Raw genomic sequence first — 26,199 nt, 5'->3', positions numbered from 1 at the left:
CATTGGCGGTGATCCGTGGGGGAACAGTAACGATCGTTCACCATCTACCGCTACGTGTTCCGGGTCAAGATACGAGCTCCACCTCGTCGCCTTGACGGTCGAACAGCGGGATGGTCTGCACGGTGATGTGGATCGACCAGCGCGTCACGTCCGGCCGGACGCGCCGTTGGGCGTCGATCCACTGCTGTGCGTGGGCGCGGGTGTTGTCGATGGCCACGGCCAGGCCCTGACCGTGGTTGGCACTTCCGCACACGCAGGTACAGCGGACGTCGTCGGCGTCGTAGCAGCGGTGATCGCACCGGCCTACGCAGACCGATGCGGCGTAGACGGCGAGCAGGACCGTCACCCGTCTCCGTCCCCCTGATCTCCGTGCTCGCCGGCCGCGCGGGCGTCCAGGTCTTCGAGCCACGCCACGAGCGTCGCCGCAGCCTGCAGGATCCCGGCGCGCAGGTCGGCCGGGTCGTCGCGGCGGAGCGCATCGTTGAGCGAGGTCCGGGCCCGGTGCGCCCAGGTGGCCCCCTCGTGCTGGTCGGCGACGATCTCGTCTTCGAGGGCAGCGTCGGCGGCCTGCTGCCAGTGCGGGCCGGTGCCGTCGGCGTGGACGCGGCGGCCGGTGCGCTGGTCACGGTTGCCGCGCGCCAGGTCGATCTGCAGCAGGATCTGCTGCCGCAGCACGGCCTGCGGCGTCAGCTGCGGCTGGTCGGCGAGCGGGACGATGTGGATGTCGCAGGCGAGGGCGTGCGCCAGGTCGAGGAGGTTCTCCAGCGACGGCGTCCGCTCGCCGGTCGCCCAGCGGCCGACCGTGTTCTTGTGGACGCCGGTGACCTCGGCGACCCTCACCTGAGACATGCGGAGTGCGTGCCGGATCTGTTCCAGCTGGGCGACGAGCGGCAGCACACGGGGAGGGCGGCGACGTTCGGGCCGCGGCTGGCGGGGGCCGGCGGGCCGCTCGTCGTCGGGTTCGGTCTCGGGGGCTTCGGCGAGGCCGGCCGTCCAGCCGACGGCAGCGGCCCAGCCGACCAGGCCGTCGAGCGGCACCGGCCGCTCGCCGGTGGCCCACCGGTTGAACACCGGCGGCGAGACTCCGACGGCGTTGGCGACGGCTCGGCGGGACACCTCCCGCCGTTCGCGGCGTCGTTCCAGGACGAGTCTCAGCCGCTCGGGCGGGTTGTCGTCGCCGAGGATCGGCACCTGGTCGACGTACTCGATCTGGCCGTGCTCGTTGGCGAAGGTGAACCGCCGGCCGAGCAGAGCGGCGTAGCCGACGAACTCGCGCAGGCTCGGCGTGCGCAGGCCGGTGGCCCACCAGCCGACGTCCAAGGGGTCCACGCCGACGACTTCGGCGACGATCTGTTCGGCGACGCCGAGCTCGACGCGCAGGGCGTCGAGCTCGGCGACCAGCGGGTTGACGGTAGCCACCCGTCAAACCTCTTCTCGTGCGGCCGCGTCAGGGTCGGGTTCGGGACCGGCGCCGAGGGCGAGGACGTCGCCCATGCCGCCGGTGCGGAACATGCGCTCGATCCGGTCCTTGCCGGAGGGGCGGCCGGCCTTGGCGTTGGTGTAGCGGATGATGAAGGCTCCGTTCCGCTCACCGCGCGTGACCTTGGCGAGCTTGACCAGTTCGGCGGTGCCGGGCGAGGCGATGCAGCCGTCGTCGTCGATCTCGGACTGCAGGCGGGTCAGGTACGCCTCGCGGACGCGGGTCTTGACGTAGTCGGGGTGGGTCATCGCGATGTAGGCGATGACATCGTCGAGGGCGAGTACGCCGGGCAGGACCTCGGTGTACAGCTCGGTTTCGGCGTGCTGGCGGCAGTAGGCCTTCACCGCGCCCATGTCCCAGGCGATCGTCGGCTTGACGTCTTGGATGTGGATGGTGGCCGCGGCGGGCCCGCCGTCGTCGACCATCACTTCCAGCAACTTCATCCCGTGGACGAGCTGGACGGCGGCGAACATCTTCTCGGCCAGCTCGCGGGTGCGTTTCACCTGCCTGCCGAGCGCCTTGTGCACGCCGTCGAGGTAGCCGTAGGCATGAGCCAGGTCGAGCGGGCTCTCACCGCGCTCTTCGGCGTCGGCCAGCAGCTTCTTCGCCTCGGCGATCTCGTTCTGCAGAACGACGCCTTCGAGCACGTCGTCGGCGCCCGGCGGGAGCGCGAGGCTCGCCTTGGCCGCGAGTTGAGCCAGCTCGGCGAACGACAGGTGCTCGAAGCCGGGCATCGCCTGGTCTCCGGCGAAGACGATCGGCTCGTCCCGGAAGGGCACGTCGTGGATCGTGGTCGTCGGCGCGTCGGCCGGCCCGGCCGGGGCCGCCTCGGCCGTGGGGGCCGCAGGTGCTGGGCTGGCGTCCGGGGCCAGGTCGTCGACGATGACCACGTCGGGCGTGTGTCCCGCGGTGGTGGACGTGGTGGCGGCGGGAGTGCGGGCTGGCCGCGTCTTGCGGGCCTTGGTCTTGGCGGCGGTGCGGCGGCTCATGCGGCGGGCCTTTCCTGCTCGGCAGTGGTCGGGTTCTGTGCGGCCATCAGCTCGGCCATGCGCGCCTGCATGACCTCGGTGAGCGTGTCGCTGGGCGTCGGCGAGGCGATCGCGGGGGCGAGCAGCCCGATCACGGTCGCGCCCGCCTGGTTGGTCAGCTGCTGCTCGGAGGCCAGCCGCCGCCCGGTGAGGACCTGCAGGATGGTGAGCCGCCGGTCGGGGGTGACAGCGCCGCACTTGGCGAGCATCTGCTTGAGCGTCGTCGCCAGCTGGTTGCTGATCTTGTCGTCGGGGCTGGGCTGCTGGGGTGTGGGCGGCGGCTCGTCGGCCGGGGCTGGGAGCGCCTGGGGGCGGGCGGCGGTCACGCTGTAGGCGACGGTGTCGGCGCGGCCGGACAGCCCGCGGACGCGGCGCACGATCAGCTCGGACAGGCTCTCCTGCTCCCCCACTCGTTGTCGAGCGTGACGCCCTGGTGGGCGGGGTGGGCGGCCTCGGCGAGCAGTTGCTGCAGCCGATCGCGGTCGGTCGTGGCCATGGCCTCGTCGCGGATCTGCTCGGGCAGGCGTTCGCGGCCGAGCCGGATCACGGGCCGGGGGCGGCTGGCATCGGAGACGCGCAGCGTCTTGAAGATCAGGGAGGCGAGGTCGAGGTCAGGCACGACACGCGCCTCGTCCTTGCCGTAACGCACGTTCAGGTACTTGCTCTTGGCGCCGATGATCGTGGGTGGGGCGTCCAGGCTGAGCCGAATCCACACGCTCGCCTCGTGCGTCAGGTCGCGGCGGCAACTCCACCTTGTACGTCTTGACCTTCGGTACCGGGTCGGCGGGGTCTTCGGTGAGGTAGGTTTCGCGGCCGCGGGCTGTGACCACGACGACGCCCGGGAACGTGCCGAGTAGCTCCATCAGCCGCTGATGCCGGGCGTGGACGTCGTCCCAGATGTTGTTCGGGGTGCGGATGTCGGCGTTCGGGTCGAACGCGAGGAGCCGCTGATTCTTGATCGAGCCTTTGGCGCGGGCGCCGCCCCAGGTCTTGAGCATCTCCCACAGGCGGGAGCCGCTGTCGACGCCAAGTGCGTACGGCTCTTCGCCGGCGGCCAGCGCCTTCCCGGCCTCCTCGTGGGCGGCTTCGACCTGGCCGATGATGGACGCCCACGAGCCGTCGTGCTCGATGATCTCGTAGGTGGGGGTGCCGCCGCCGACGGCGTCGCCGTACTCGTCGCTGTTGCCGTCGCCGAGGTCGAGCATCAGGGCTCGGCCGATGAGGGGGGAGGCGGTGAGCTCGACGAGCATGCGGGTCTTGCCGGAGTCGGCGGGCCCTTCGACGAGTACCAGAGGGAACGGGACGATGCACGTAGGGGGACGTGTCTGTAGTGTCACGGGTGCTGAGCCCTTCTCCACAGAGAGCCGTTAAGGGGGCTTTCCTCGACTGTCCCCTTACAGCTCTTGGCCAGAGTTCGCCCCAGGCTGGGGCGAACGGTGGTGCTATGTACTACTGGGCAGGGTGATGGGCCTGCCTGTGCGTTTGGCGAACTCCGCCCAGGGCGGGATCGTCCAGATACGCATCCGGCCGACCTTCCACTCCGCCTCGGGGGCGCCGTTGTTGCGCTTGAACCAGATCGTCACGGTCTCGGGGTCGATGTCGAACATCGCGCCGATCTCCTTGACGCCGACGAGCTGCGGCAGCTCGGGCAGCGGCTCGCCCGGGTTGCTCCAGCGGGCTTTCAGCCATACCGGGGTTCCGGAGATGACCGCGTCCGCGTCGGGCAGTTTGTCGAACTCCTCGCGGTGCCGCCAGGAGCGGAGGGTGGCCACCTTCACGCCGGTGATCTCGGCGATGTCGGGCAGTCCGACCAGCTCAGGGCGGTCCTGCGGGGCTTCCGTCACATTGTCACCTCCTTTAACATGCAATTCTTACCCTATACCCATAGGGAGACCCTTTGCAATTCTTACCGAACATAGGTGGTAAAGAAGAGGCAACGGGGTACTCTGTAATCGCTGGGCGCGACCTCTCCACAGGGAGCGATAGAAGGGCCTGCCACCTCGACGGCGGGCCCTTCGCCCTTTTTCGCCCCTATTGCGTGAAAGACGCATTTTCGTTGTCGCCTTTGCCGGAAGCGGCCACCGACAGCAGCAGCGACACCGACGCGCTGCCCGCCGCCATCACCCCGGCCGCCCGCAGCGTCATCGGCTGCAACGCGCCGAGCTGGTCGGCTCCGACACCGGCGAGGACGGCGGCCGCGCCCGCCCGCACCGCCCGCTCGAGCGCGTCCTGCCACCACGACCGCGACCAGATACCGCCACGCCGGCAAGGATCGTCCTCACCTGCGTCGTCGACCGGGAGGCGGTGCCGCCCTAGGTGATCGGAGCCAGCCACGCCGCCCGCCAGTCCTCCCGCCCCACCCTGCCCGTGACCCTGCGGCCCTTCTCGCGTTGGAACGCGCGGGCGACCTCGCGCGAGTCCGGCCCGAACCTGCCGTCGACGGCGATACGCCAGCCGCGCCTGGGCCATCTGCTGCCCCAGGCGCGGACATCGTCACCCGACATCAGCGGCGGATACTCCAGCACCCGGCCTGGCCACGCCGGAGCCGGCGACACCGGCCTCACGCTGCCAGGCCCGCCCGGCCGCGGATACCCCCGCCCGATCCGCTCATACAGCCATTCGCCGGGGCACGTCGTCTCGTAACCGTCGCAGTGGCCGAGCACCTCGCCGCCGCACGGCATCCTCTGCGCCGGCAGGCCCATCAACCAGTCGCGAGCGTCCAGCAGCCCGTGCAGCATGTCGTCAGTGGGGACGACCAGGCCGGAGTCGCCGACCATCGCGAGAACCGCGTAGTGGCCGGCGTTGAGCCCGTCGCCGTTGGCCGCCGGCAGGATGCCCGGCCCCCGCCCCACGAAGACCTGCCGATGCGGACACACTTGGGCGCTGTAGCCGATGTCCGCCCACAGGTTGGTGTCCATGTGGTGCCGCTGGATGCTCTTGACCAGCGCCACACACAGGCCGTGGTCCTTCACCAGGTCCGGATCAACGCGGCCGCCGACGTAGTGGTACTTGATCCCGTCCGGTCGGGCCTTCAAGGAGACGTGCCCCTTGTGGGTGCGGGCGTTCCACTGCTCCCTGGCCACCAGGTTGATCATCAGCGTCTCCCCCTTGACGCTCGTGCGGCGCGACGCCGCGCCGCCTGCTTCCGCCTGTCGCGGTACGGCCGCCCAGCCAGCAGCGGCGCCTCACCCTCCGGCGGCCCGCCGAAGCCCGCCGATCTCGGGGCGTGCCGCTCGCGCGAGACCGGCTCGACGATCTGCCAGAAGTACTTCCAGCCGCTCATGACCACCCCCGCCACAGCGCCGCCAGCGCGATCACCAGCGACGCGAACGCGAGCACCGTCGGCAGGCCCCTCGGCCACCGGTTCGCCTCCAGGTCGCGGACGCGGCTCTGCAAGTCGGCGACATCAGCGACGCTCGTCTCGATCGCGGTTTCCTGCCGCGTGTCGATCGACTCCAGCTCGCGGACGCGGGCCTGCAGGCGGCGACGCTGGACACGACGCCGTCGACCTTCTGATCGACGGCCACGACTTTGTTGTCGACCAGGTCGACCTTGTGGTCCACCTGGCCGACCCGCTCGCCGACGTTGACGACGGCCGCGTACACGGTGGCGGCCGTGACCACACCTGAGAACGGATCCTGCTCACCCATCGCCGGCCGCCTCGGCGGGCCCGCGGTAGCCGGATAGACGGCGCGCGGTCTCCTCCGGCGCGCCGAGCGCCACCAGCGCGTCGAAGTCCCGCCGACGGATGAGGTCGGCGGCGGCGTTCTGCTCGGCCGCCCACGCCCTGACGCCGGCGGCGTAGCCTTCGCGGATCTCCGCCGCCTTCTCCTCGCTGATCTCGACCGCGTCAGCGGGGACGGTCACCTTCATCGGGTACGAGCCGTCGACCTGCAGCGAGCGGGAGATCAGCGTGCCGTCGCCCAGCAGGAACCACTTCGTGTTCATCACAGGCCCGCCAGGACCAGCACTCGCATCTGCCACCTGATCTCCCCGTACTGGGCGCCGCCCTGGCCGGACCCGACGTCGATCGGCGCGGTGAACGTGTTGGATCCGCCCGCCGGGATGGTGCCGGAAACGAGCGTTTGCGTCAGCTCCCAGTGGATGCCGGTCTCCTGGGTACCGCTCGCAGGTGCGGCGTTCTCGTTGGCCATCACGGCATTGCCGTTGATCCTGAACCCGGCCCTGGAGTCCGCGCCTGCAGGCAGGTACAGGTCGACGTCAACCTGCACCCACTGCACGACGATCGCCGCGGAGCAGTCCGACGGGTTCTCCACCTCGATCTCCGCCTGGGCGACCTCGGTGTAGCCGGCCGGGACGGTCACCAGCGCGCCGCCGGTCGTGCCGGACGCCGACGCCCGCCCGGCTTTCGGGTACGGCGGCACCCACAGCCCACACGACGGGTCGACCCGGAGCGGGTTGTGCGAAGTCGGACACGGGTACGGCCACGCCTGCTCGGCCGGGCTGCCGCACAGGTCCAGCCGCAGCCGCCCGTTCGGGTCGACGGAGAACTCGGGCCCCACGCACACCTGCGGCACGGCTACAGCTCCCCGGTGTAGCCGGACAGGCGGCGGGCGGTCGCCTCCTGGACGCCTGCAGCACTGAGTGCCTCGTAGTCCTCGCGAGTGCGCCGCTCATCGTCGGCCCGTAGCGCCGCGACATGCTCGGCGTTGGCGGCCTTGAGCTCAGCGAGCCTCGCCTCGTACTCCTGGCGGGTGATCTCTTTCGTGCCGTCGGGCAGGGAGATCGTTTCCTCGTTGCTTTCGACGGAGGCCACTGCCCCGCTGGCATAGGCGACGTACATCGTGCGCAGCTCTGGCGACGAGGAAGCGACAGCGACGGACTCGGGCACCTCGACAAAGTTCCGCTTTCGCACAGTTCCTCCTACAGAATCCACTGAAAGGCTCGAATGAACGTTTGAATCCTGTTGTAGGTGGCGCCTCCGCTGCCCCGGCCGGCCGTGATGTCCACACCGAAGTTGTTGCTCCCGCCCGGCGCTAGGTTCGGCGTCTGGTTGACCACCTTCACCACCTGCACGTGAAAGTCGTTCTCCGCCGTCGAGCCGCGGTTGGCGTGGAACAGCATCTCGTCGGTGTACAGGCCGTACGCGGCGCCGCTGTTGGCTGGCAGGTTCAGGTCGACGTCCAGCTCCATCGACACCAGCACGAACGACTCCCGACACGTGTCCGGGTTTGTGATCAACAGGGTTCGCGTCTCGATCAGCGTGTCAATCGCCGCCGGAACCGCAACGTTGGCGTAGGTGGTGTTCTGCGTGTTCTGGTTGAACGCTGTCCGTCCACGCGGCTCACTGCGCAGCTGGCCGGTGCCGTCGCAGTAGACGTTTCCCGCGAACGTGTCGACAGGTGTGCACGGGTACGGCCAGGTGCCGACCTTCGCCGCGAGAGGCGACGCGGCGCTGCCGTTACCGGTGAGACCGCACGTGGCGAGCGTGAGCGCGGCCCGCAGGCCGGTCGGCGTGCACGTGATGAGGTTGCCGGCGGCCGCGTTGAGGATCGGCGCCGCGGTGATCGGGGATCCGCCCGCCCCGTTGCCGGACATGTCGATGCAGGCGGTGTCGGCGACCGACACCGTGGCGGCGCCGGTCGGCACGAACAGTCCTGCGGCACTCTGCTGCAGGTTGTTGCCCGGCGCTGGGTCGATCCGGGCTCTGAACTGGTTGGCGGCGTCGTCGTACTGCAGCCCCTGGACGAACCCGGCACCGACGCAGTCCTGGACCGCCTCGCAATCGAGCGTGCCGGTCGCAGAGACAACGTACGGGTTCGCCGATGACCCGTTGCCGGACACCGTGGCGCCCGGCCCCGCAGTGACCAAGCAGCTGCAACTGGACGCACATCCACATCTGGCGATCGTGACCACCCCGCACCGTTCGCAGGTCGGCCCGGCCCTCACACCAGCAGCATCACCGCCAGCGTACCGGGGGCCGTCGCGGCGGCACGGCTGGCCACGACGCGGCACCTAGGATCGGCGCATGCTGACGAGCTGCCCAGGCCTGCCCCGCGCCGTACGTGGGGCGGTGCTCGCGTGAGCCTGGCCGAGTCGAACCTGCTGCACGACGTCGCCGCCGGCATTCAGCTGCACGGGTGGATCGTGCATGCCGTCGAAGGCGAAGGCATCACCCCTTACGCTTACACGGTGGGCTTGATCAGCCAGGGCCGGCCTGAGCTGCTCGTCGCCGCCGCGGTGTACGACCGGGAGCACGTCGTCGTGGCCGAGCTCGTCTGGACCCGCGAGAAGTAGGCACGCACCCCAACAGCCGAAACCTACTGTCATCGATGCTCTGCGCTGAGCGACTTGCCGGGGAGATTCCGAAGGCTGAGCAGGAAGCACCAGCCCCGGCTGGGGCGCGCTTCACCGCACTGGCCCAGCCCCTGGCCGGGCCGCTGGTGCGGGCCAGCTAAGGTCTGTTCTGTGAATCATGAGAGCCGGTCCAAGGCTGCGACCAGCAGCCGACTGGATTCGACAGCGGTCGGCAGCCGCGCACTTCGCTTCAGGGTTCCACGCTTCACGTGGCGCCAGGGCTGACCCGGTGGTTCGGCGATGACTACTATCGACGGGTTACGGCCGGGCGAGTCCATGATCTCGCTGCTCAGCTCAACGTTCAGCTTTGAGGGTGAAACACCAGGGGCGTTCGCAGTACAGGCCGGCCGAGGCCGTCAGTCCGTATTGAGCAGCGGTGATCTGGTCGGCGACGAACCCCGTCTGCTGATTGACTTCAACGAGGGACAGCCGCTGCTGTCCGTGCGTGGGCAGCCGGTGGGTGAGCGCCGCAAGGACACCGTGCGACTGCGGGGGCAGGCGTACCACATCCACCGCTCACGGTTTCGACGAAAGTTGCATTTCGCGGTGACCGTTGGCGAGCGCACGGTTCTTCAGGCCCGGGAGCACTCCAGTCCCGAAGCCACCGTCCGCACTCTGCGAACAGACAGCGATCCCGCCCTCGACCCTGTTGTCACACTCGCCCTGCTTCTGCTGACGGCACGACCCGACAAGATGGGCTTCCTCAACGAGATCTTCCGGAACTGAGACCATGTCCTGCGGGCCTTCCGCTATGGAGTTCGGTCTCCACTGCCAGCTCCTGCTGTGTCCTGGACCGACTCTCATGATCCGCAGCACAGGCCTTAGAACAACGTCAGCTCTGGTGTCGGCGTGGCCACGCCTTGCCGGAGGCAGCGACGGCAGTTGACCGCCGCCGTGGTGAAACGGAGCCTTCTGGGGTCCCACCCGGCGATGCCGGTTTGGCACTGAAGGCGGGCAGCTGCTCGCCGTGATGATCAGGGCTCGTGGTCGGACGGTGCACGATCCGTGAACCTTCGACTCGGATGCCGCGACTTACCACAGGTCAACACTACCAAGATCACTCTTTGGGGTTCCTTGACTACGCTGGCCGCCTTCGACCACGGCAGCAGCCTGGTGCTCGCGCAGACCGGCGTGGACGGCAAGACCAACGAGATCACCTGCTTCCGGCCCGTGCTGGAGCGTCTCGACCTGGACGATCGCGTGGTCACCGCCGATGCCCTGCACACCCAGCGCGAGCACGCCACCTTCCTCATCGAGCAGAAACGGGCGCACTACGTGCTGATCGTCAAGAAGAACCAGCCCAGCCTGTACGCGCAGGTCAAACGGCTGTCGTGGAAACTGATCCCCATCCAGCACCGCGAACGCGACCGCGGGCACGGACGTGAAGAACGCCGCACCCTCAAAGTCATCACCGTCACCACCGGACTACTGTTCCCCCACGCCGTCCAGGCGATGCAGATCAAACGGCAGGTCAGGGACGGCAAAACGGGCAGATGGCGGACGGTGACCGTCTACGCGATCACTGACCTGCCCGCCTGGCAGGCCCCTCCCACCGAACTGGCACCTAGATCCGCGGCCACTGGAGCATCGAGAACCGGCTTCACCACGTCCGCGACGTCACATACACCGAAGACCACAGCCAGGTCCGCACCGGCAACGCGCCCCGCGCCATGGCCGCCTTGCGCAACCTCGCCATCGGCGCCCTACGCCTGACCGGAGTCGGCAACATCGCCCAGGCCATCCGCCACGTCTCCCGCGACGCCACCCGCACCCTCAACACCGACCCCACATGATCGAGAAACAGGACAAAACTCCACTACGCCGGGGCCCTGCACCACGGGGTGCTGCCCGCAGTAGCAGCGGGGGCGCGCCTTCACCGTCCAGCCGCTCGCCCTCGAGCACCGCCGGCGTGCACACCAGGCAGCCCGGCCGCCATTCAGAGATCTCTACGATTCGGGCTTCCTCATGATCGCACAGAGATGGCCGAATACCTTTACCGGTCACATTGGCCGCATAACTGGCTGTAGTAAATACTGCCTCAATGTGGTGAGATTGCGTCAATATTGTGCTGCTGCACAGTCATTTCGGCCTTAGTAGACGAATCCATCGGATCAATGGCGGATGCCGCGTCGAGGCCGAACTCCTCCAATGGGACGGCACCTACTGGAACGTCGTGGCTACTGGCGCTGTGAAGTGGACATGTGCCGCAGGGACCGCCTCCCGATCCCAAGCGTCGTACTCCTGCCGCGGCTCCGGCTCCGTCAGGTGGTACACCACACGCCTCTGGCTCACCACTACGCACAATGGTCAGGCAACCGCAAGCTACACCGACTCCAACTCGGAGTCTTTTGTGTGCGTCTAGCTCCCGGAACTTTGACATGCCGCTTCGGACTGGGGACGATCCCCGTCAGAAGGGAATCATGCTAGTCTTAACATCCATACGGCCTCAATAGTATGGGCAAACGTCGCTATCTGGGCAATCAGAGTGTTGATCGCCCAGATAGCGGCCTTCTGTAGCTATAGCGTCAATACTCAATGAGGACACAATGCCTACCATTGGTGGACATACTTTTTCTGATGACGCTTCTCCTTGGATAGATAGACCTGCGAGGGAGATTCCGGCAACGCTATCAATACAGGGCATGATTGCACGCAACAATCGTTGCGCGGTGTTTATCGACCAGGTTAGTGTTTTCTCATCGGGTTTGATCTTGAGAATCGAAGGACGCCTTCACGAAAGCGAGATGGACAGGCAGCCGATAACAGTCGAAGGCGGCGCTCATCTCGCATTGCGGCCGGCCGTGAAAGTCCGCTATCCAGACGGGAGGACCGCCGAAGTCCTGGATCATGCGCCCCCGCCGACAGCAACACCTGCAGGGGATTCGCATCGTACAGAGCCGACGCTTTCCATCCGTGGCACATATGTTCAGGGCGCATGTTTGTCGTTCTCTTGCTGGCTTCACCCTCTTCCTCAGCATGGCGACCTTTCAATCAGCGTTGAATGGCAGGCGCTGGATCTACCTCTCCATCAATGGCAGATAAGAGAGGCTGCAATCAGAGAGAGCCTTGCGAAAGTGAGCGATGTTTGGGATCCCAACTGAATTTGCGTACGGCGAGCACCTGGTTGAGGTCGTCCTGGACAGGGTCGCCGAGCGTGACAGGCTCCATGGGCCAGCAGCAGGGCTCCGGCGTAGTGGCTGGTGTGGGCGCTTATCGTCATAGTGGCACTCGCCTGGCTTGGCATCCCTATCAGCATCACCCTGGGCTGACCAGGCAAAACGTTGATCCAAAGGGCGGGCGCGGCTCCACCAGCAGCGCCCGCCCAGCATGTCACGGCAGGGCGATGACAGTGACGGTGCCGCTGTCGGCGTGCCGGGCGGTCAGCCGGCCGGAGTCATCGACCTCGAGCACGTAGGCGTCCGGGGCGACGCCGATCACCACGCTGGTGCGGTGCTCCAGGACGCGGACACGGTCGTCCAGGTCGCGGAGGATCTCCGCGGGTGTGCGTGGCCGCGTCTTCAACCTCGCCATGCTGGTCTCCCTGGGTCAGGCCGCGACGGTCGACGGGGTGTCAATGCCGGGCGGCGCGAGCGTGATGCCGACCTTCTCGCCGTCGTTCTCGGTGAACGTCACCTTCAGCCGGATGAGCCGCAGATCCGCCGCTACCGTACGGCAGGTCGCCTCGGAGGTGACGGGGATGACCACGCCCGGGATCAGGTCGTTGATGCCGACCGGGGCCTCGGGCGCGAGCTGTGAGTCGTCGGGCACCTCCAGGAACAGCGGCGCCGGGTTGCCGGCCGCGACGAGCGCGTTGGCTTCGGCTTGCGCGGAGGCGATGTCCTGGATCTCCTCCTCGGTGGCGATGAACTCCAGCAGCCCGCACGCGCCGACGCCGCCAGCCTGGGCGGTGACGCCCTTGCCAATGACGGTGGCGTGCGTGATGGCGGCCAAGCCGTCCTCGATGACCGACAGAGGGCCGACGAAGTGCTCGTCGGTCAGGCCGGGCAGCCTGCCGAGCGGCCCCTCGCCCATCAGTAGGATGCGCCGGCCGAGCGCGGTGAAGTCCAGGCCGGTGCGCGCGAGCTCGCGCAGCTGGTCCAGGACGTAGCCCGAGTTCTTGGCGTACTTGCGTTCGCCGATGATGCCGGAGGCGGACACCATCAGGTAGGCGAGCACGTTCGGGTCGTCGGGCGCGAACCCGTGCTCGATGAGCCTCTGGCCGATGACGGCGAGGTCAGCTTTGTTGGTGCCGGTGAAGTCCAGCAGGGCGCGGATCTTGCGGCGGAACAGCCACTGGGTGACGTCGCAGGCCTGCAGCAGCGTCTCGTCGCCGCGGTGCTGGATCTTCACCAGGGGGCCCTGCCACACCAGAGTCTGATCGCGGAAGACGGCCAGCTCGTTGCACCAGGTGCGGGCGTCGCCGAGCAGCTGGCAGCATTCGGCGCCCTGGTACGGCACGGCGACGTTGGCTTCGGAGGTGTCGTCCAGGAGGCGGGACCAGTCCAGAGCGGACGCCTCGACGGTGCCGTACTGGCGGCCGCCGGTCCGGTCGTAGATGCCGACGGTGTACTCCTCGGCGCAGCCGAGCGGCCCCATCTCTATGCCTCTCTCACGATGGTGCGGAGCGTCACCGACGCGTCGGCGGCGATCGTGTCGGAGTCGGCAGAGATGCACGCCAGGTACGGGATGCCGCACTCCAGCACCGGCCAGTCGAGCGGGCGTCCTTGAGGGCCGGACACGATCTGCTCGGCCGGGGTATCGGCCCGGCCTGGGCACTGCACGTAGATGGTGCGGCGGGTCGAGTCCATCGTCAGCCGGGCGCCCGACGGCAGATACGAGATGTTGATCTCCGAGCACCAGGAGCACGGGTCGAGGTCCTCGTACGGCGCGCCGAACGGGTTGGGGTAGAAGCGGAACCGGATGTTGCGCAGGATGCCGGACCCGGAGTAGATCTCCAGCAGCGGCACCAGGTCGGCCCAGATCGGGGCGGCGTTCTCGGGGATCTCCACGCACACCTGGCGGCGGGTGAACGGCTCACACAGGCACGGGTTGTCCGGCAGCGGCAGCGTCGGCAGGACCGGCGGCGGGCAGTTCGGGTCGAGCGGGCACGGCTGCGGCTGCTGGGCGGCGCATTCGCCGGCCTCGTCGAGGCAGCCCGGGTCGGTCGACCACTGCACGCATTCGTCGTCCGGCGTCGGCGGCGGCCAATGCACACCTTCGGCGACCGTGACCGCGGGCCGCAGGGCGTGGGGGCGGCCGGCGACGAGCTGGAACTGGATCTGCCGCAGCTCGCCGGGGCAGCAGGCGCAGCCGGTGATGCGCTGCTGCACCGTCGGCTCCGCGAGCAGAGCGACGTCGCGCAGCGTGCGGAACACGCCCGCGCCGCACGTCTGGCTGGTGCACGGGCCGGGGCAGCATTCGCCCGGCCCGGCCGGCACCGTCGGGCAGCACGTCATGAACTCCAAGTCGTCGCCGCCGCACGCGCCCGCCCCGCACGCCAGCGAGCCGCGCAGCACCGACGCAAGCCAGCGGGTGCCCGTAGTCGACGGCGCACGCGGTGCGGCCGACGAGGACGCCGCTCACGGTGATGGTGCGCGGCCCGTAGCGGCGGCGGCCGATGACGGCACCGTCGCCAAGCCGGTTGGTGACCGGGCGGGAGACAGGCGCGGCATCCAGGCCGTCGATGTCGGTGACGATGAAGCCGGCGAAGTCCGTCGACGACGGCTCGGCCGGGTCGTACCAGGGGGCTTCGTCGGTTTCGGGCAGCGTGTACGGCTCGTCGCCGAGGACCTCGGTCAGGCCGGTGCAGCCGCAGTCGCGGATCGACGCGTGCGTCGGCGCGAGACTCGCCTGCGCGTAGGCGTACACGCGTGCGCTGTTGGCCACCTCCACGCCGGAAAAACACAGCCAGTCCGTCGAGGCCACGCTGCTGTCCTCCTATCGGAGCGCCGCGGTCAGGCGGCGCTCCTGCTCGGCGACGATCTCGTTCGCGCTGGTCATGACCTGGTGGAAGGTGTTGTTGATCGTGAGTTCGCGCACGGCCTGGGCGGTCTGTTGCTGGCCGCGCGGCGCGACCGGCCGGTTCGCGGCCGCGGTTTCGCGGGCGGGCCGGAACGGCTGGGTCCGCGCCGGCGTGACCGGCTCGACGAGCCGGGCGGCCGCCGCCCGCACCTGCGGCGCGATGTCCTCCAAGCCGAGCAGGTACCCGCGCGCCGAGTCGCGGCCGTCGGCGCGCAGCACCCGCGACGGCGACTTGATCTTCAGCTCTTTCTTGATGGTCGTCGACACGGTTTTGGCGATCTCGACCATCAGCGCCTTGATCTCCTTCTCTTGACTCTTCAGCCCCGTCAGGAAGCCGCGGCCCGCGTTGTCTCCGGCGTCGAACAGGAAGTCCGCGGCCTGCTGGCCGAAGAACTTCGAGTTCGTGTTGATGCGCCGCTGCAGCGAGTTGATCTCGCGGAGCGTGGCGGCGGACGCCTTCGACAAGGTGTCGGCGATCGCGCCGGACTGGTCGGGCCCGCCGGTGACGAGCTGCTCGATCAGGCTCTTGTCCAGGCCGCGCTTCTGCAGCCGCTGCACATCAGCCTGGAAGGCGTCGATCGCCTGCAGCCGGTTGCGGAGGGCCGCCGCGATCCCTTCCGGCGTGGCGCGCTCCTCCTCGGTGAGGGTGGACAGGGCTGCGCTCGAGCGGGCTCGTTCGGCGACGTCGGCGGCCGTCTGGGTGGCCTTCTCCAGGGTCGCGGCGATCCGGTCCCGCTCTGTCGCCAGCTTCGACAGCGCCGCGTTCGTCGTCTGCAGCCGCGCCACGAGCACGTTGTCGACCTTCGTGTTCGTCTTCTTCAACGCCGCGGTGATCGACCGCTGCAGGTCCCGCAGCTGCTGGTTGATCTCGTCGGGGTCTGGGCGGTTCTTCAGGGGGCACCCGTCCTCCAGGTGTTGAAGCGGGACGGCGCCCCGGGCGGGGCGCCGTGGGGTTGCCGCGCGTGGCGTTGGTTCACGGCCTGCCGTAGTGGCGACGCCTGTGAGCCTCTGCGTTGCGTGCAGGCCAGTCGGCGGCTGTGACGTGGGACGGTGCGAGCTGTCCGGTGACCATCCGCGCGTAGCGGCGCGCCTCTTCCTCCGTGCCGGTGAACCCAACCTGCCGCACGTAGGTGCCGTCGGCGTCGACGGCGTTCACGAGCTGGACGCCGTGCCCTTCCCGGATTCGTTCTTCGGGGATGGCGGCGATGGGGTCCATGCGTGAGCCTCCGTAAACTGCCAGGAAACTGCAATTCTTACCCCACGAATCGGCGGGGACTGTATCAAGTGTTTCCCTATATGCGACGAGAGTGCCGCGACTTGGAGGCGGTCTCGGGCGTACGGGAAGGGCGCGGCAGGTGCCGCAGACCAGCCCTGACCTGGGCGCCGGAGCCCGACGCCATCCGCAGGTGCGCTGCCACTTCCGGGCAGCAAAGATGGCAGGGCTGCACGAAGTCACGCCCGTCCGCGCCGACGCGGTTGATCCAGCCGCCGTCACACCCGACATGCAGGCACTCGCAGTTCGGGAACGGGCAAGGGGTCGTCATCTCGTCACTCCTCCCGTGCGGGGACAATCGCGATTGTCGCTCGCTATGTGAAAGATAGCCGCCGGGAGTGACAGAAACACCTGCAATGCGCGACCCCGGGCATGGCCGCGGCCTCGGGGCCACAATCGGGCGTTATGGACGACGTGATCGACGCGCGGGCGTTCCTCGCTGGCCTGCCGGGCCTGGCCGCCGCGCTCGATGCGATCACCGCCGTTCCCCGCGTCGACGTCGACCAGGCCGCCGATGTCGAGCCGCCGACCGGGTGGGAGAACGAGGTCAGCGAGCTGGCCCGCTGCCTGGCCATGGTGGCGGGCGCGATCGGCAGCCACGCCCGCGACCACCAGGGCCGCCACCGCCGACTGGCGGCACGCCGCCCGCACCGCCGGGATTCGTCGCCCGCCGGCAGCTGCTCCGCGGGGCGACGAAAGCACGCTTCCTGCCCGCCGGGCGGCCCGTCTCACCGTGAGATCTCACCGCGAGATCGAGGTCCACACGGGGTCGTTCAAGGTTGCGCCTCTAGACACTAGAGCGCAGGTCGGCGCGGCTTTCGGGTCCTAGAGCACCCTCTAGATCTAGATACGGCGGTTCTCAACCATCCTGAAAGCGCGGAGATCCACACTCTCGCCACACGAGAGGGGAGTTCCCGATGAAGACCAGCCTTACCATTGTGATCGCCGCCGGCCTGCTGGCGGCGTTACCCGCCACCGTCGCATCCGCGTCGACTTCCGCGCCCATCTCCGCGTCCGCCGCCACGGGCGTCGGGGCCGGTCCCAGCACGACGTGGGGCCCGATGTTCGCCTCCGGCAGGAAGGCCGTCACCCAGGGCAGGCTCACCGTGCTCAGCCAGAACACGTCCACCACGCCGACGACCGCCACGGTGCAGATCAATGGCGCGATCACCGACCTGACCAAGGGGTCGGGCTGCGGCTGGGCGATCTTCCGCATCTCCTTCCTCAAGAAGGACGCAAGCGTGGCGACCAAACACCACTACAGACTCGACTGCACCACGGGCACCCCGAAATCCTTCTCCTTCGTCGAGAAGCAGGTCGTCCTGGTCGAGACGAAGGTCTGCAGCGAGATCCAGGCCACGAAGCCGTCGGCCACCTGCCTGTACGGCGGCAGCTGGAAGAAGCTCTACAGCTATCTCGACTAAGGCCGTGCTTCAGAACCCTGTCGCGCGCGCCGGATTGTCTGTACACGGACCTACGCTCTTCCCCATGTCGATATCCGCCATCCCCGCGTCCCTGTCCTATGCCGATGCCGATGCCCGCCTGGGCGGCGCATTGTCCGCCGTGTTCGAGGGTGCGGGAGCCTCGCCCGGCTACAACGAGGTGCTGTTCTTCGACGGCGACCTCACCCTCGACGGGAATTTCCTGCACGCCATCAACGAACTGCGCGGCAGCGACGCCGAGGGCGACGTCGAGTTGATCGTGATCACCGGCGACCTGACGGTCAACGGCCCGATCGCGCTCTATGAGGACCGGCCCGGCCTGTACGTCGGCGGTCACACCAAGGCCGAGACCCTGGAGGGCGGCGAAGCGGAGATCTACATCCACGACGGCGCCTTCACCCACCTGGTCTACGGCTGGTACAACCACGGCTCTTTGCGGACCGGGATCGTCGATACCCCTTGGGTGATCGACTACGACCACGCCATGGACGTGTACGCCCCCGGCGCGCGCTGGGTGGACAATTACGACGATGACGATGACGACGACGCCGACTTCGCCGTCGGGGACAGCATCGTCGAGGCGTTCGTGCCCGAGGTCGTCGACGCGGAAGACCGCTGCCTGGACGTCGACGAGTTCCTGAACCGGCTGCGGGCCGGGCTGCCGGTCCTGCGGCCCGAAGCCCGGACGGCGGCCGAGTCGGCAAGTGATCACGTGTCCCGGGCTCTGGCCGACCGGGCAGAGCCCGGGACCTGACCGGGCGCAAACTCCCGCCGGGGAAGCGGGGCGAGGCGTCTTTCGGGACGGTCATGACGTGGCTGGCCGCCCGAGTCGGCATGCGGCGGCGGCGTCCGGGCGCGCCTGGCCGAATGAAGCCATCCAGGTATGGCGGCCGATAGTTCCCTTATAGGCCTGCCTTCGCACATGAGGCGGTGTTTCCCTTCCAGCAGCCGACGGAGACCGCTAGCCTTCAGAGGCCGCACTGCTGCCCGTCCAGGCCCTCCCTGGCGGCCAGGGGGGTTTCATAGGGAGAGCCGGACTCTGCGGACGGCATGCGCATCGCGTTGCCGATCCGCTCGGCCGCGACGCACTTCGGGTGTGTTGTCGTAGTAGCCCCAGGCGCGGTGCTGCCACGGCTGTGTCGGGTTCGGCGACCTGGTGGCGGAAGCGGCGGGCCGTCCACCGCTGGGCGGCGGCGACGAGATCACGCGCCACCTTCACGACGAGCCGCCGGGCTGGGAACTGGTCACGGCACGGGCCCCCGAGCAGACGCAGGATGCCCGGCCCACAGCTCAGCGGCGCACGGTCAGCCTACCGGTCTGCCTTCGGGTAGCCCGTCAGCGGCTGTGCCGCGGCCCGCGTCCGGCTGGTGTCGGGGCGGCTGCCCGGGCAGTGGGGCCTCCGGTGACGACAGATCGGCCCAACGGCCAGGAAACGGCCACCCCCACCCCCAAATCGTACAAACGTTCGACACGGTTAAGTAACGACGCCGAGCGAAGCGGTTGACGCGCCTGGTGTTTTACCGTGTACTGAGGGTGGCCAGTGACAAGAGGTCCAGGGGACCTCTTCCCGTGAGGGATAGCTGGCCACTTCTATGTCGCTTTTCCCCACGGCATGAAGCAGCTCTTCAGGGTCGGTTCGACCGCCCACATGAAGCTTTCGTCGCCGCGCTCGAGTTTCCGCTGGACGGCCCAGGCGCCGTAGTCGGCGACCTGCAGGCCCCAGCTGGTGCATGCGTCCCAGTGGCAGACGACGACCTCTCGGCGCAGCAGGGCGTGGTTGTTGCAGACTTCCTTGATCGCGTCCTGGAAGATCTGCTTGCGCTTGTTGGTGCCCAGTGTCGCCACGACGACGTAGAGGGTGTCGCCTGGAGCCGTCACCTGTCGCGCGATCTCTCGGAAGTGGACCACGCGATTCTGTACAGGTACTCCTGGCCTTTGTCGCGAACATTCGTGTAGGCGTTGTCCTTGGCCAGGAATGTCATGCCGAAGCGGGGAGCCTGATTTCTGATCACGTCGCACACTTCGATGCGCGTCCGGTGGTTGTCGTTCTTCGCGTGGTAGCCCTTGGGAAACTCGACGCCGGCGCGGGCATGCGCCAACCGCAGGCGATGTCCTTGCCAGAAGGCACTTTCATGATCGCCCTGGTAGGTCGCTGTGCCGATCCCGAAGTACTTCGACCCGCCGCCGGCAACGTCGTAGTCCAGGTTGCCGGTCTCGTCGGCGTACATGAAGACCTCGGACATGAACTCCACCTGATGTCACGTTGAACGTTGGCGCGCATTCCATTGACTACCACATGGGCAACGGTGACATCTGTACTCTCACATAGCCCCAACAGGACTAATTCAGCACAATTACCCCTAAACGATCGACTCCGAATGTTGTTCTATTGCGCGCCTGGACGGGAATTGGGGATGCTTTAACACGAGACATCCCCAAACATCCGTCTCACGGCGGTTTGGGGAGTTGGATTCGGTTCGCACCGGCTTGCCGTTCGTCACCCGGCCGGGCTCCACCCCGCCGCGCAAGCTGCACCTGATCTACCGGCTGCACGTCGAGCCTGACGTACGTGCCCGGATGGCGGTCGAAGAGTACGACAAGCTTCCCGACGGCGGCCGCGAGATCGGGATCGTCGAATGGATCAACTATCGCGAGACGGCGAGCCTTCCCATCTTCCCGCCGATAGGGCCTGCCCTGGCCGCCATGCCTTCTCCGCATGCCGTGGTAGCTGATGCGGCGCTGCCTGCCGTCACCGACGACAACTACACGTGGATCTGACGACTCAACCACAGCGCCTGACGCCGCACCGCCACCGCCGCAGCGGTTACCCGAGCTGAGCGGCCTCGTCGACGTCGCGGATGTGGTGACACCACGTCCAGCCGGACGGCTCGCTATCCAATGCGAACGCGGTCTCCTGCTTCCACGCGCGGGCGGCGAGTGCCGCGTCCCGCAGGGCCGCATAGTTCCAGAACCGGACGTACAGGCCGACCGGCCGGCGGCGGCTCTCGCAGATGCGCCAGTGGCCGAGCATCTGCATGATGTCGATCCAGTGCTCCTCGGTGTCGCCGACCCGGTATCCGTACTCGCCGATCCGGCCGCCGGCGTCCAGGGCCTGCACGTGGTGGCCCATCAGCGTGGTGAGGGCCTGCAGTAACTGGTCGCCGCCCAGGTACTGCAGCAACGTCAGCGACTCTTCGGCAAGCTCGTGATCGGTCATGCGTGAATCCTCTCGTGAGCAGGTTTCCTGCGTCCGCGGTTCTGCCGCAGGCGGCGTCAGCATGAAGGAGCCCCCAGGCGGCTGCCGAGGGGCTCGAAGGAGGGCGGGCTATGCGACGGGGAAGACGTCGCGGACCCTCAGGGTCTCGCCTCGCAGTTCGATCGGTTTCCGTCCAGGACGACATCCGGCCGCGCGCTCGCCTGGCCGGCCTCGGGATAATTTCTCGCCCGTCGTTCGGGACGGCATATCAGCCAGCTAGACCGCATGGGGCAGGGTGCTGATCAGCGCTCATCTGCTCGTTCGTGCGAATCGCCACCACCGGGGAACGTCAGGACGATTCCGCGGGAAGGGCTGTGCCGCACCATTCGCAGTAGGAGCCCGACGCAAGAGAGAACTTCCGGCACGTCAGGCACTGCCGCATGGTGACCGAACCCATGACCAGAGGGCGCTGCTCCCCGCAGGATCTGCACTCGACCTGGTTGTGTCTTTCCGTGCATTTCCAGCCGCAGTACACGCAGTACCAGGGATGCTTCGCCCTCGGCCAGCTGTCCATGCCACGTGTGAGCATTCTGGCGACGAAATCCTGGACCTTCAGGGAGAAGGCGATGCGCAACCTCCTTCGGGGAGCCTTGGCAAGGGGGATCGGGATTTCCGCGGAACCTCGGGAGGGCAGCGAGGGGATGACGAAAATGGTCGCGTTTCCCGGGTCACCTGGTGGGACGGTCACCCGCAGGTGTTCCACGGTTCCACGACGGCGGCCGTCCAGAATGAGGAGCCACGACCCTTCTTCGCGCTGCTCAGCCGTTCGGACGGAGAGCGATTCGAGCGGGTATCCGAGAGCGTTGGCGGCGGCGCGCGCGGCGTCGGACGCCTCGTCCCGGGAGAGCGCCTCATCCTGCTCAGGCTTGCGGCTCAGCCAGCGTTCGCGCACTCGGGTGAACAGTTCCTTGACGCTTCTCACCGTCGCGGCGTCCGCCCTGTTGCCGACTATTCCCCCCACTCCAGCGGCACCAAGATACGTGGCCACCTCGACGACATGGTCAAGGACGTTCGAGATGCCTTCGAACCCGGCCCCGGTGGTCTCGGGCCGTTTCTCCGTGGAGACATTGGAAAGCGCATCCCAGCTCGCCATAATCAGCGGCCGATAGCCGTCGAGCTCGAACTCCGAATAGCTCTCCAGCGAAGCCAAAACAGCGTCGATCTGGTACGACGAACCGGGCACGGCGTCCCCTTCGACGAACCCCTTGACCTGTTCTTCGGTCAGCGGGATCAGCGCCCTGCTGGTTTCCCTCGCCACGGCCGCGTAGTGCGGCCGGCCAGCGGCGACCCAGGCTTCGAACATCAGCGTGCCGAACATGGAACGCGCTCGTTCCGGAGTGGCCACAGGTCTCCTCGGTCAGCAGCGGTGCGGCAGGGTTCAAAGTACCTTTCTCCCGGGCACCAATGGGAGGGTCTCGGCAACAGGTCGTGCTTCGACGCAACGCATGGCGGCCGTCCCGCCCACCTGGCTACAGCAGCCTGATCATGGAGCACCCCGGAGATGACCCCGTCGACCCGATCTCCGCCACCATTTCGGCCCGGCTACCGAATGTCAGGCCGTCCATCGTGGGGTATCCCCCGTCTGCTCGCTCCCGTCGGGCCTGATTGGTCGGCGGCTCGATGGCTGCTTGTGCCCGCCAGTCGGCGTTCACTTCCGGCAACGAGGAGAGCGTTGGTTCGATGACGACTCCGAAGACGTCCCTGCGTCCGTGTCGCCGCAGCACTGTCTCCAGCTTCCTCCAAATGCGGTCGGTGACCTCCGCGGTGTATTCCGGGATCGATGACGGTGGCACCTCGAGCACGGCCTCGTAGGTGGCATCTGTCCAGTTGTCGCCCGGTGTTGGGTGGAAGTAGCCGCCATCGCGGCGCAGGTACAGCTTGGCCACCGCCTGTACAAGGCCCTGCGCAAGCTGGTCACCCGCCTCACCGAGTAGATGGTGGGTCTGCCCCCGCACACGGTCGAGATCGTCGATCGCGTCATCTTCAAGTCTCGCGAACGTCACGCTCTCATTCGGAAGAGGGCTGGGGAAGGCCCGTGGCTGCGGGTGGACATTGCTCAGGGCGTAATGGCCTGCGGCCCTTCCTCTGACGCTCTTTCCCCGATGGAAGCCAGGCCGACGTCGAGGAGGGCTAGCGCCAGTCTGGGATCGCCATACAGTCGCGGGTTCTTCTGTAGATGTTCGACCTGTTCAGGGGTCAGCTCACGGACCAATGGCACCCCATCGACCTTCAGAATCAGTATGTTGCTGAACGCCAGTAAGGCGTTGTCGTTGCCCTCCAGCGCGGCGAGCAGCCCTGCGATGGCCTCGCCTTGCGCCTTAGGCGGGCGCACAGTCGCGCCGGGGTGGTGCGGGGCAGCCGGACAGATCTCGCCCGAGCCCGGCCTGCCGTACCGGAGATCTCGGGATAATCCACCGGGTGAAGATCGCACAACGAGCGACAGCCGCGGCGGCTCTCCTGTCACTGCTGGCCGCCTGCTCGGGCGGGACCGGCCGGGAGCGGGTGACGGCGGCTGCGACCGCGAGCCCGACGACGTCATCCTCCCCCGGCCCCGGCGCGAGCCCCGCCCCCACCCACTCCCGGCAGTGGAAGGGGGCCGGCAAGCTGTCGCTCGAGCCGGACGCCGGAGTCGCCGACATCGTGGCGACGGGCCCCCGGCAGGCGTGGGCGCACGCTTTCCAGGACGCCGAGTTCGAAGAGGATCCCGGCTTCGGCGTCGTGTTCCGCTGGAACGGCAGTACCTGGTCCAGGCTGCCTGATCCGCCGATCTTCGGCTATGGGAGTTTCGACGCGACCGGCCCCGACGACCTCTGGATCGCGGGCTCGGACACGGTCGCCCACTGGGACGGGCGCCGCTGGACCCAGCAGCGGCCGTTCGGCATCTCCAAGGACGAGGTGTTCGACGACATCGCGACGGACGGCGACACGGTGGTGCTGATCGGTACGAGGGCCGATGGACGACCGTTCACCGCCACCGGCGGCCGCGGCCGCTTCCGGCTCGAATCCGGCCCGAGCCAGGGCCGCTTCTCGGCGGTCACCGCCAGGTCGGGACACGCCTGGATGGTGGGCGCGGCGCCCAACGAGGACTGCACGGACATCGGCCCGGCCGTCGAGCACAGCGTGAAGGAGGACCGGGAGGGATACCGGCGGTGGAGGACCATGTCGCTACCCCTGGCCCCGGGCGGCACATTGACCTCCGTCGCGCAGATCAGCCCCACGGACGTGTGGGCCGTGGGGAAGGTCGTCCGCAGTTCCCAGACCAGGCGGTCCGCCGCCGACTCATGCGACGAATGGGTGGCCCACGTGATGCATGAGGAGGAAGACCTCACCGTCGTCCCTCTGGTCATGCACTGGGACGGGCGCTCATGGCAGCGGGTGGCGCCGCCGCCGATGAACGCCACGTTGACCGGCGTCACCGCCGTGGGCCCCGACGACGTGTGGATCCTGGGACACGACCTCGACCGCCCGGGCGACGCGCTGTTCCTGCACTTTGACGGCAAGAACTGGACCAGGGAGTACGCCCCGAACGGGAAGATGCGTGTCGTCGCCGCCATCCCCGGCTCGAAGGACGTCTGGGCCGTGGGCGAGACGGGCGTGTACGGGGATTACGCCCCCGGCGGCGAGGCGGTCGTGCTCAGGCGTGATGGTCGGGTCCGGCCCGGTCGAGCGTGATCCTCAGCACGAGGCGCCGTTCGCGTTCCATGGCCGCGCGATAGTCGTCCCAGTCGCTGTGCTCGCCGGACACGCCCCGGTAGTAGGCGATCAGGTGGTCCATGGCCTCGGGCAGCGAGATGACGCGTCGTTCGTGGCGTGACGTCCTCGACGGTCAAGGCGACGATGTACGGCACGCGGACGCCGAGCTCTCATGCGGGCGCATCCTTCCTAGCGGGCGACTGAGGGCCGATGCCGCTCATTCGGAAGACGCCTTCGCGATGGCGGCCGCTACCAGGTAAGCGGGATCGGAGGCCAGCGACCGGCTGGCACGGTCGTACCCCTGGGTGGTGCGCGGGTCGGCGTGCCCGAGGGCGTGTTGCCGATCTTCGAGGTCGGCGCCCGCGCGGCGGGCAGCGGCTGCCCACGCGTGCCGGAACGAGTGTGGTGTGATCTTCGCGGCGGAGGGGACGTCGGCGTTGCGCGCCGCGCGACGGACGAAGCGGTAGACCATATGCCTGTCGAGCGGTCGGCCGTCCCGGTCGATGAACAGGGGCTCGTCGGGCTTGGCGTGAGAGCGGGCCGCAAGCATCGTCTCGATAGCGGCACGCGCGGCCGGTGGGAGGCTGCGCACTCGTGTCTTGCCGCCCTTCATCTTGCGCAGGGTCAGCGTGTGGTTGCCCTCCCGGTAGCCGAGATCGTCGACGGTGGTCAAGCAGAGCTCGGTGACGCGGGCGCCGAGCGCAACCATGGTCTCAGCGAGGGCAGCGGCGCAGAGCGGCCCGATGTACTGGTCGGTGCGGGCGGCGGCGACGATGGCGGCGGCTTCGGCCTCGGTGAAGCCGCCGGTGGCGGTGTGGTCGCGGTCGATCTTCGGCTTGTCGGCGGCGTCGACCGGGGTTGGACGGGAGCACTTCGAGCTTGTGCAGGAAGCCGTACCAGGACGACAGGGCCGACAGCTTCCTGGCGATGCTGCGCTTGGCGAGGAGCTTTGGCGACTTGGGGTGCGCGGGGACGGTCTCGAGGTGCCGGGCGTAGGTGTTGATGTGGGTCCAGCGGGCGGCGATCGGGTCCATGCCGGCGGTGTGGCACCAGGCGAGGTACTGGAGGACGTCACGGCGGTAGGCGGCGCGAGTGTTGTCCGACAGGTCGCGGTTGACGAGCCACTGATCCGTGAAGTCCGTTAACTCCTCGATGGTGGCGAGTGTGCCCGCATGCCCGGATCGGTGACTGAGTGTGGTCACGTAATGACACTACCAAGATCCGGTATGCATAATCGGGATTATGCGCGCGATTCCAGGAGTCCCAGGCACGCACCCGCCTTGCCCCGGTTAAGCCATCCCCTACCGGAGGCAGCCTTAGCATCCGGTTCACCAAGCCAGAGTCAAGCGCACACCTATATATAGGGGCCACTACAGAGGAGCAGCCCGACTGACACCTTCATGCGACTTTCCTGCCCGTCCCGTCCGGGCTGTCCGCTTCCCCGGGGCGGCTGCATGAGGATGGCCCGGCGCTCCCTTTCCGAGTCGCGAGTGCAGGCGCGGGCAAGCGGCTCCTACAGGAGGGGCGGCTAGGCTGGCGCGGGCGGCAGCCGGCCGCTATGCCGATGCAGTGTCCGGACGGCGCGGGGGTGCACGCCTCGCAGCGGTCGGCGCCGCCCCCAAGTCTGAACTGACCGGTTCCGTGTTCGTCGCGGCGCTCCGGCTCCAGCTGTCAACTTCCGTCAACGG

Annotated in this window: 38 protein-coding genes; 10 read left to right on the top strand and 28 right to left on the bottom strand. The window is 68.0% G+C overall.

From position 1 onward, the window contains the following. Positions 1-64 precede the first annotated feature (64 nt). The 14 genes from AC3EO4_RS03295 to AC3EO4_RS03230 form a co-directional block, all read right to left on the bottom strand. On the bottom strand, positions 65-346 hold the full coding sequence (locus tag AC3EO4_RS03295; protein ID WP_379578837.1) for a hypothetical protein: 282 nt from the start codon (positions 344-346) through the stop codon (positions 65-67). After that, positions 343-1,419, bottom strand: a complete 1,077-nt coding sequence (locus AC3EO4_RS03290) for a helix-turn-helix domain-containing protein (protein ID WP_431893585.1) — start codon at positions 1,417-1,419, stop codon at positions 343-345. Before AC3EO4_RS03290 ends, AC3EO4_RS03295 begins: the two co-directional genes overlap by 4 nt. Before the next feature lie 3 nt (positions 1,420-1,422). Further along, positions 1,423-2,469: a hypothetical protein gene (locus AC3EO4_RS03285; RefSeq protein ID WP_431893582.1), complete on the bottom strand. Its 1,047-nt coding sequence runs from the start codon at positions 2,467-2,469 to the stop codon at positions 1,423-1,425. Beyond that, positions 2,466-2,918 carry a hypothetical protein gene (locus tag AC3EO4_RS03280; protein WP_431893580.1) on the bottom strand — a complete coding sequence of 151 codons (453 nt, stop codon included), beginning with the start codon at positions 2,916-2,918 and terminating at the stop codon, positions 2,466-2,468. The genes AC3EO4_RS03285 and AC3EO4_RS03280 overlap by 4 nt, the downstream gene beginning before the upstream one ends. Further along, positions 2,888-3,127 carry a hypothetical protein gene (locus AC3EO4_RS03275; protein WP_431893578.1) on the bottom strand — a complete coding sequence of 80 codons (240 nt, stop codon included), beginning with the start codon at positions 3,125-3,127 and terminating at the stop codon, positions 2,888-2,890. The genes AC3EO4_RS03280 and AC3EO4_RS03275 overlap by 31 nt, the downstream gene beginning before the upstream one ends. Beyond that, complete coding sequence (locus AC3EO4_RS03270; protein WP_431893576.1) at positions 3,120-3,845, bottom strand: DEAD/DEAH box helicase family protein; 726 nt, start codon at positions 3,843-3,845, stop codon at positions 3,120-3,122. The genes AC3EO4_RS03275 and AC3EO4_RS03270 overlap by 8 nt, the downstream gene beginning before the upstream one ends. Before the next feature lie 105 nt (positions 3,846-3,950). Beyond that, positions 3,951-4,352: a hypothetical protein gene (locus tag AC3EO4_RS03265; protein WP_431893574.1), complete on the bottom strand. Its 402-nt coding sequence runs from the start codon at positions 4,350-4,352 to the stop codon at positions 3,951-3,953. A 187-nt stretch (positions 4,353-4,539) separates the two neighbouring features. Then, complete coding sequence (locus tag AC3EO4_RS03260; RefSeq protein WP_431893571.1) at positions 4,540-4,842, bottom strand: holin; 303 nt, start codon at positions 4,840-4,842, stop codon at positions 4,540-4,542. Next, complete coding sequence (locus AC3EO4_RS03255) at positions 4,821-5,603, bottom strand: peptidoglycan recognition protein family protein (RefSeq protein ID WP_431893568.1); 783 nt, start codon at positions 5,601-5,603, stop codon at positions 4,821-4,823. The genes AC3EO4_RS03260 and AC3EO4_RS03255 overlap by 22 nt, the downstream gene beginning before the upstream one ends. Beyond that, positions 5,603-5,791 carry a hypothetical protein gene (locus tag AC3EO4_RS03250; RefSeq protein WP_431893566.1) on the bottom strand — a complete coding sequence of 63 codons (189 nt, stop codon included), beginning with the start codon at positions 5,789-5,791 and terminating at the stop codon, positions 5,603-5,605. The genes AC3EO4_RS03255 and AC3EO4_RS03250 overlap by 1 nt, the downstream gene beginning before the upstream one ends. A gap of 359 nt (positions 5,792-6,150) precedes the next feature. Continuing rightward, positions 6,151-6,456, bottom strand: coding sequence for a hypothetical protein (locus AC3EO4_RS03245; protein WP_379578857.1), 306 nt, complete (start codon positions 6,454-6,456; stop codon positions 6,151-6,153). After that, entirely contained in the window at positions 6,456-7,046 is a 591-nt protein-coding gene (locus tag AC3EO4_RS03240) for a hypothetical protein (RefSeq protein WP_431893563.1), read from the bottom strand. The genes AC3EO4_RS03245 and AC3EO4_RS03240 overlap by 1 nt, the downstream gene beginning before the upstream one ends. Before the next feature lie 2 nt (positions 7,047-7,048). Continuing rightward, positions 7,049-7,384, bottom strand: coding sequence for a hypothetical protein (locus AC3EO4_RS03235; protein WP_431893561.1), 336 nt, complete (start codon positions 7,382-7,384; stop codon positions 7,049-7,051). A gap of 8 nt (positions 7,385-7,392) precedes the next feature. Continuing rightward, complete coding sequence (locus AC3EO4_RS03230) at positions 7,393-8,313, bottom strand: hypothetical protein (protein ID WP_379578862.1); 921 nt, start codon at positions 8,311-8,313, stop codon at positions 7,393-7,395. 237 nt (positions 8,314-8,550) lie between these two features. On the opposite strand from AC3EO4_RS03230, the gene AC3EO4_RS03225 reads away from it, so the two are divergent. The 4 genes from AC3EO4_RS03225 (at position 8,551) to AC3EO4_RS03210 (ending at position 11,927) form a co-directional block, all read left to right on the top strand. After that, positions 8,551-8,766, top strand: coding sequence for a DUF4262 domain-containing protein (locus tag AC3EO4_RS03225; RefSeq protein ID WP_379578864.1), 216 nt, complete (start codon positions 8,551-8,553; stop codon positions 8,764-8,766). Between the two features lie 300 nt (positions 8,767-9,066). Then, a complete protein-coding gene (locus AC3EO4_RS03220) occupies positions 9,067-9,552 on the top strand; it encodes a hypothetical protein (RefSeq protein ID WP_379578866.1) in 486 nt (161 codons plus the stop codon). A 348-nt stretch (positions 9,553-9,900) separates the two neighbouring features. Then, positions 9,901-10,539, top strand: a complete 639-nt coding sequence (locus tag AC3EO4_RS03215) for an ISAs1 family transposase (RefSeq protein ID WP_379578868.1) — start codon at positions 9,901-9,903, stop codon at positions 10,537-10,539. Positions 10,540-11,468: 929 nt separating this feature from the next. Next, a complete protein-coding gene (locus AC3EO4_RS03210; RefSeq protein WP_379578870.1) occupies positions 11,469-11,927 on the top strand; it encodes a hypothetical protein in 459 nt (152 codons plus the stop codon). 229 nt (positions 11,928-12,156) lie between these two features. On the opposite strand, the gene AC3EO4_RS03205 is transcribed toward AC3EO4_RS03210, so the two are convergent. Genes AC3EO4_RS03205 through AC3EO4_RS03195 form a run of 3 tightly spaced genes read right to left on the bottom strand, consistent with a single transcriptional unit; the run spans position 12,157 to position 14,342 of the window. Further along, positions 12,157-12,357: a hypothetical protein gene (locus AC3EO4_RS03205; RefSeq protein ID WP_379578872.1), complete on the bottom strand. Its 201-nt coding sequence runs from the start codon at positions 12,355-12,357 to the stop codon at positions 12,157-12,159. A gap of 15 nt (positions 12,358-12,372) precedes the next feature. Beyond that, positions 12,373-13,422, bottom strand: a complete 1,050-nt coding sequence (locus AC3EO4_RS03200; protein ID WP_379578874.1) for a hypothetical protein — start codon at positions 13,420-13,422, stop codon at positions 12,373-12,375. Positions 13,423-13,424: 2 nt separating this feature from the next. Further along, the gene (locus AC3EO4_RS03195) at positions 13,425-14,342 is read right to left on the bottom strand and encodes a hypothetical protein (RefSeq protein ID WP_379578876.1); all 918 of its coding nucleotides are present in this window, start codon (positions 14,340-14,342) and stop codon (positions 13,425-13,427) included. A gap of 167 nt (positions 14,343-14,509) precedes the next feature. Here AC3EO4_RS03195 and AC3EO4_RS03190 point away from each other — a divergent pair, with 167 nt between their 5' ends. Continuing rightward, positions 14,510-14,686 (top strand): hypothetical protein, encoded by a 177-nt coding sequence (locus AC3EO4_RS03190; RefSeq protein WP_379578878.1) that lies wholly within the window; start codon positions 14,510-14,512, stop codon positions 14,684-14,686. Between the two features lie 77 nt (positions 14,687-14,763). Here AC3EO4_RS03190 and AC3EO4_RS03185 read toward each other — a convergent pair whose 3' ends face one another. Beyond that, positions 14,764-15,639 (bottom strand): hypothetical protein, encoded by an 876-nt coding sequence (locus AC3EO4_RS03185; RefSeq protein ID WP_431893556.1) that lies wholly within the window; start codon positions 15,637-15,639, stop codon positions 14,764-14,766. A 181-nt stretch (positions 15,640-15,820) separates the two neighbouring features. Next, the gene (locus AC3EO4_RS03180) at positions 15,821-16,063 is read right to left on the bottom strand and encodes a hypothetical protein (protein WP_379578882.1); all 243 of its coding nucleotides are present in this window, start codon (positions 16,061-16,063) and stop codon (positions 15,821-15,823) included. A 462-nt stretch (positions 16,064-16,525) separates the two neighbouring features. Here AC3EO4_RS03180 and AC3EO4_RS03175 point away from each other — a divergent pair, with 462 nt between their 5' ends. The 3 genes from AC3EO4_RS03175 (at position 16,526) to AC3EO4_RS03165 (ending at position 18,316) form a co-directional block, all read left to right on the top strand. Then, the gene (locus AC3EO4_RS03175; protein WP_379578884.1) at positions 16,526-16,918 is read left to right on the top strand and encodes a hypothetical protein; all 393 of its coding nucleotides are present in this window, start codon (positions 16,526-16,528) and stop codon (positions 16,916-16,918) included. A 119-nt stretch (positions 16,919-17,037) separates the two neighbouring features. After that, positions 17,038-17,544, top strand: a complete 507-nt coding sequence (locus AC3EO4_RS03170) for a hypothetical protein (RefSeq protein ID WP_431893553.1) — start codon at positions 17,038-17,040, stop codon at positions 17,542-17,544. Positions 17,545-17,608: 64 nt separating this feature from the next. Beyond that, positions 17,609-18,316 (top strand): hypothetical protein, encoded by a 708-nt coding sequence (locus AC3EO4_RS03165; protein ID WP_431893550.1) that lies wholly within the window; start codon positions 17,609-17,611, stop codon positions 18,314-18,316. An 836-nt stretch (positions 18,317-19,152) separates the two neighbouring features. On the opposite strand, the gene AC3EO4_RS03160 is transcribed toward AC3EO4_RS03165, so the two are convergent. Then, positions 19,153-19,440: a DUF3800 domain-containing protein gene (locus AC3EO4_RS03160; RefSeq protein ID WP_431893548.1), complete on the bottom strand. Its 288-nt coding sequence runs from the start codon at positions 19,438-19,440 to the stop codon at positions 19,153-19,155. Continuing rightward, complete coding sequence (locus AC3EO4_RS03155; RefSeq protein ID WP_431893545.1) at positions 19,437-19,805, bottom strand: hypothetical protein; 369 nt, start codon at positions 19,803-19,805, stop codon at positions 19,437-19,439. Before AC3EO4_RS03155 ends, AC3EO4_RS03160 begins: the two co-directional genes overlap by 4 nt. Positions 19,806-20,028: 223 nt before the next feature. On the opposite strand from AC3EO4_RS03155, the gene AC3EO4_RS03150 reads away from it, so the two are divergent. Beyond that, the gene (locus tag AC3EO4_RS03150; RefSeq protein ID WP_488186327.1) at positions 20,029-20,340 is read left to right on the top strand and encodes a hypothetical protein; all 312 of its coding nucleotides are present in this window, start codon (positions 20,029-20,031) and stop codon (positions 20,338-20,340) included. Between the two features lie 46 nt (positions 20,341-20,386). Here AC3EO4_RS03150 and AC3EO4_RS03145 read toward each other — a convergent pair whose 3' ends face one another. The 4 genes from AC3EO4_RS03145 to AC3EO4_RS03130 all read right to left on the bottom strand — a co-directional run bounded on the left by AC3EO4_RS03145 (position 20,387) and on the right by AC3EO4_RS03130 (position 23,150). Next, positions 20,387-20,779 (bottom strand): hypothetical protein, encoded by a 393-nt coding sequence (locus AC3EO4_RS03145; RefSeq protein ID WP_431893541.1) that lies wholly within the window; start codon positions 20,777-20,779, stop codon positions 20,387-20,389. Between the two features lie 328 nt (positions 20,780-21,107). Beyond that, the gene (locus AC3EO4_RS03140; protein WP_431893539.1) at positions 21,108-22,136 is read right to left on the bottom strand and encodes a hypothetical protein; all 1,029 of its coding nucleotides are present in this window, start codon (positions 22,134-22,136) and stop codon (positions 21,108-21,110) included. A 151-nt stretch (positions 22,137-22,287) separates the two neighbouring features. Further along, complete coding sequence (locus tag AC3EO4_RS03135) at positions 22,288-22,821, bottom strand: hypothetical protein (protein ID WP_379578900.1); 534 nt, start codon at positions 22,819-22,821, stop codon at positions 22,288-22,290. A gap of 53 nt (positions 22,822-22,874) precedes the next feature. Next, positions 22,875-23,150, bottom strand: a complete 276-nt coding sequence (locus AC3EO4_RS03130) for a hypothetical protein (protein ID WP_379578902.1) — start codon at positions 23,148-23,150, stop codon at positions 22,875-22,877. A gap of 86 nt (positions 23,151-23,236) precedes the next feature. Here AC3EO4_RS03130 and AC3EO4_RS03125 point away from each other — a divergent pair, with 86 nt between their 5' ends. Beyond that, positions 23,237-24,490, top strand: coding sequence for a hypothetical protein (locus tag AC3EO4_RS03125; protein WP_379578904.1), 1,254 nt, complete (start codon positions 23,237-23,239; stop codon positions 24,488-24,490). Here AC3EO4_RS03125 and AC3EO4_RS03120 read toward each other — a convergent pair. From AC3EO4_RS03120 to AC3EO4_RS03110, 3 genes are all read right to left on the bottom strand, one after another. Continuing rightward, positions 24,453-24,593, bottom strand: coding sequence for a pyridoxamine 5'-phosphate oxidase family protein (locus tag AC3EO4_RS03120; protein ID WP_379578906.1), 141 nt, complete (start codon positions 24,591-24,593; stop codon positions 24,453-24,455). The genes AC3EO4_RS03125 and AC3EO4_RS03120 overlap by 38 nt on opposite strands. A gap of 135 nt (positions 24,594-24,728) precedes the next feature. Next, a complete protein-coding gene (locus tag AC3EO4_RS03115; RefSeq protein ID WP_431893675.1) occupies positions 24,729-25,256 on the bottom strand; it encodes a tyrosine-type recombinase/integrase in 528 nt (175 codons plus the stop codon). Beyond that, entirely contained in the window at positions 25,225-25,713 is a 489-nt protein-coding gene (locus AC3EO4_RS03110) for a site-specific integrase (protein WP_431893537.1), read from the bottom strand. The genes AC3EO4_RS03115 and AC3EO4_RS03110 overlap by 32 nt, the downstream gene beginning before the upstream one ends. Positions 25,714-26,199 lie beyond the last annotated feature (486 nt).

It is taken from the genome of Nonomuraea sp. bgisy101, assembly GCF_057708945.1.
The sequence above is the reverse complement of the archived record's forward strand: the minus strand, read 5'-3'. Positions and strand labels throughout refer to the sequence as shown.

Excerpts from the sequence above, each read along its gene's own strand:
- AC3EO4_RS03285 (WP_431893582.1), bottom strand. The coding sequence starts at position 2,469 with ATGAGCCGCCGCACCGCCGCCAAGACCAAGGCCCGCAAGACGCGGCCA.
- AC3EO4_RS03255 (WP_431893568.1), bottom strand. The coding sequence starts at position 5,603 with ATGATCAACCTGGTGGCCAGGGAGCAGTGGAACGCCCGCACCCACAAG.
- AC3EO4_RS03250 (WP_431893566.1), bottom strand. The coding sequence starts at position 5,791 with ATGAGCGGCTGGAAGTACTTCTGGCAGATCGTCGAGCCGGTCTCGCGC.
- AC3EO4_RS03245 (WP_379578857.1), bottom strand. The coding sequence starts at position 6,456 with ATGAACACGAAGTGGTTCCTGCTGGGCGACGGCACGCTGATCTCCCGC.
- AC3EO4_RS03220 (WP_379578866.1), top strand. The coding sequence starts at position 9,067 with ATGACTACTATCGACGGGTTACGGCCGGGCGAGTCCATGATCTCGCTG.
- AC3EO4_RS03210 (WP_379578870.1), top strand. The coding sequence starts at position 11,469 with ATGATTGCACGCAACAATCGTTGCGCGGTGTTTATCGACCAGGTTAGT.
- AC3EO4_RS03205 (WP_379578872.1), bottom strand. The coding sequence starts at position 12,357 with ATGGCGAGGTTGAAGACGCGGCCACGCACACCCGCGGAGATCCTCCGC.
- AC3EO4_RS03200 (WP_379578874.1), bottom strand. The coding sequence starts at position 13,422 with ATGGGGCCGCTCGGCTGCGCCGAGGAGTACACCGTCGGCATCTACGAC.
- AC3EO4_RS03190 (WP_379578878.1), top strand. The coding sequence starts at position 14,510 with ATGTCGGTGACGATGAAGCCGGCGAAGTCCGTCGACGACGGCTCGGCC.
- AC3EO4_RS03180 (WP_379578882.1), bottom strand. The coding sequence starts at position 16,063 with ATGGACCCCATCGCCGCCATCCCCGAAGAACGAATCCGGGAAGGGCAC.
- AC3EO4_RS03175 (WP_379578884.1), top strand. The coding sequence starts at position 16,526 with ATGGACGACGTGATCGACGCGCGGGCGTTCCTCGCTGGCCTGCCGGGC.
- AC3EO4_RS03170 (WP_431893553.1), top strand. The coding sequence starts at position 17,038 with ATGAAGACCAGCCTTACCATTGTGATCGCCGCCGGCCTGCTGGCGGCG.
- AC3EO4_RS03165 (WP_431893550.1), top strand. The coding sequence starts at position 17,609 with ATGTCGATATCCGCCATCCCCGCGTCCCTGTCCTATGCCGATGCCGAT.
- AC3EO4_RS03155 (WP_431893545.1), bottom strand. The coding sequence starts at position 19,805 with ATGTCCGAGGTCTTCATGTACGCCGACGAGACCGGCAACCTGGACTAC.
- AC3EO4_RS03145 (WP_431893541.1), bottom strand. The coding sequence starts at position 20,779 with ATGACCGATCACGAGCTTGCCGAAGAGTCGCTGACGTTGCTGCAGTAC.
- AC3EO4_RS03140 (WP_431893539.1), bottom strand. The coding sequence starts at position 22,136 with ATGTTCGGCACGCTGATGTTCGAAGCCTGGGTCGCCGCTGGCCGGCCG.
- AC3EO4_RS03120 (WP_379578906.1), bottom strand. The coding sequence starts at position 24,593 with ATGGACCACCTGATCGCCTACTACCGGGGCGTGTCCGGCGAGCACAGC.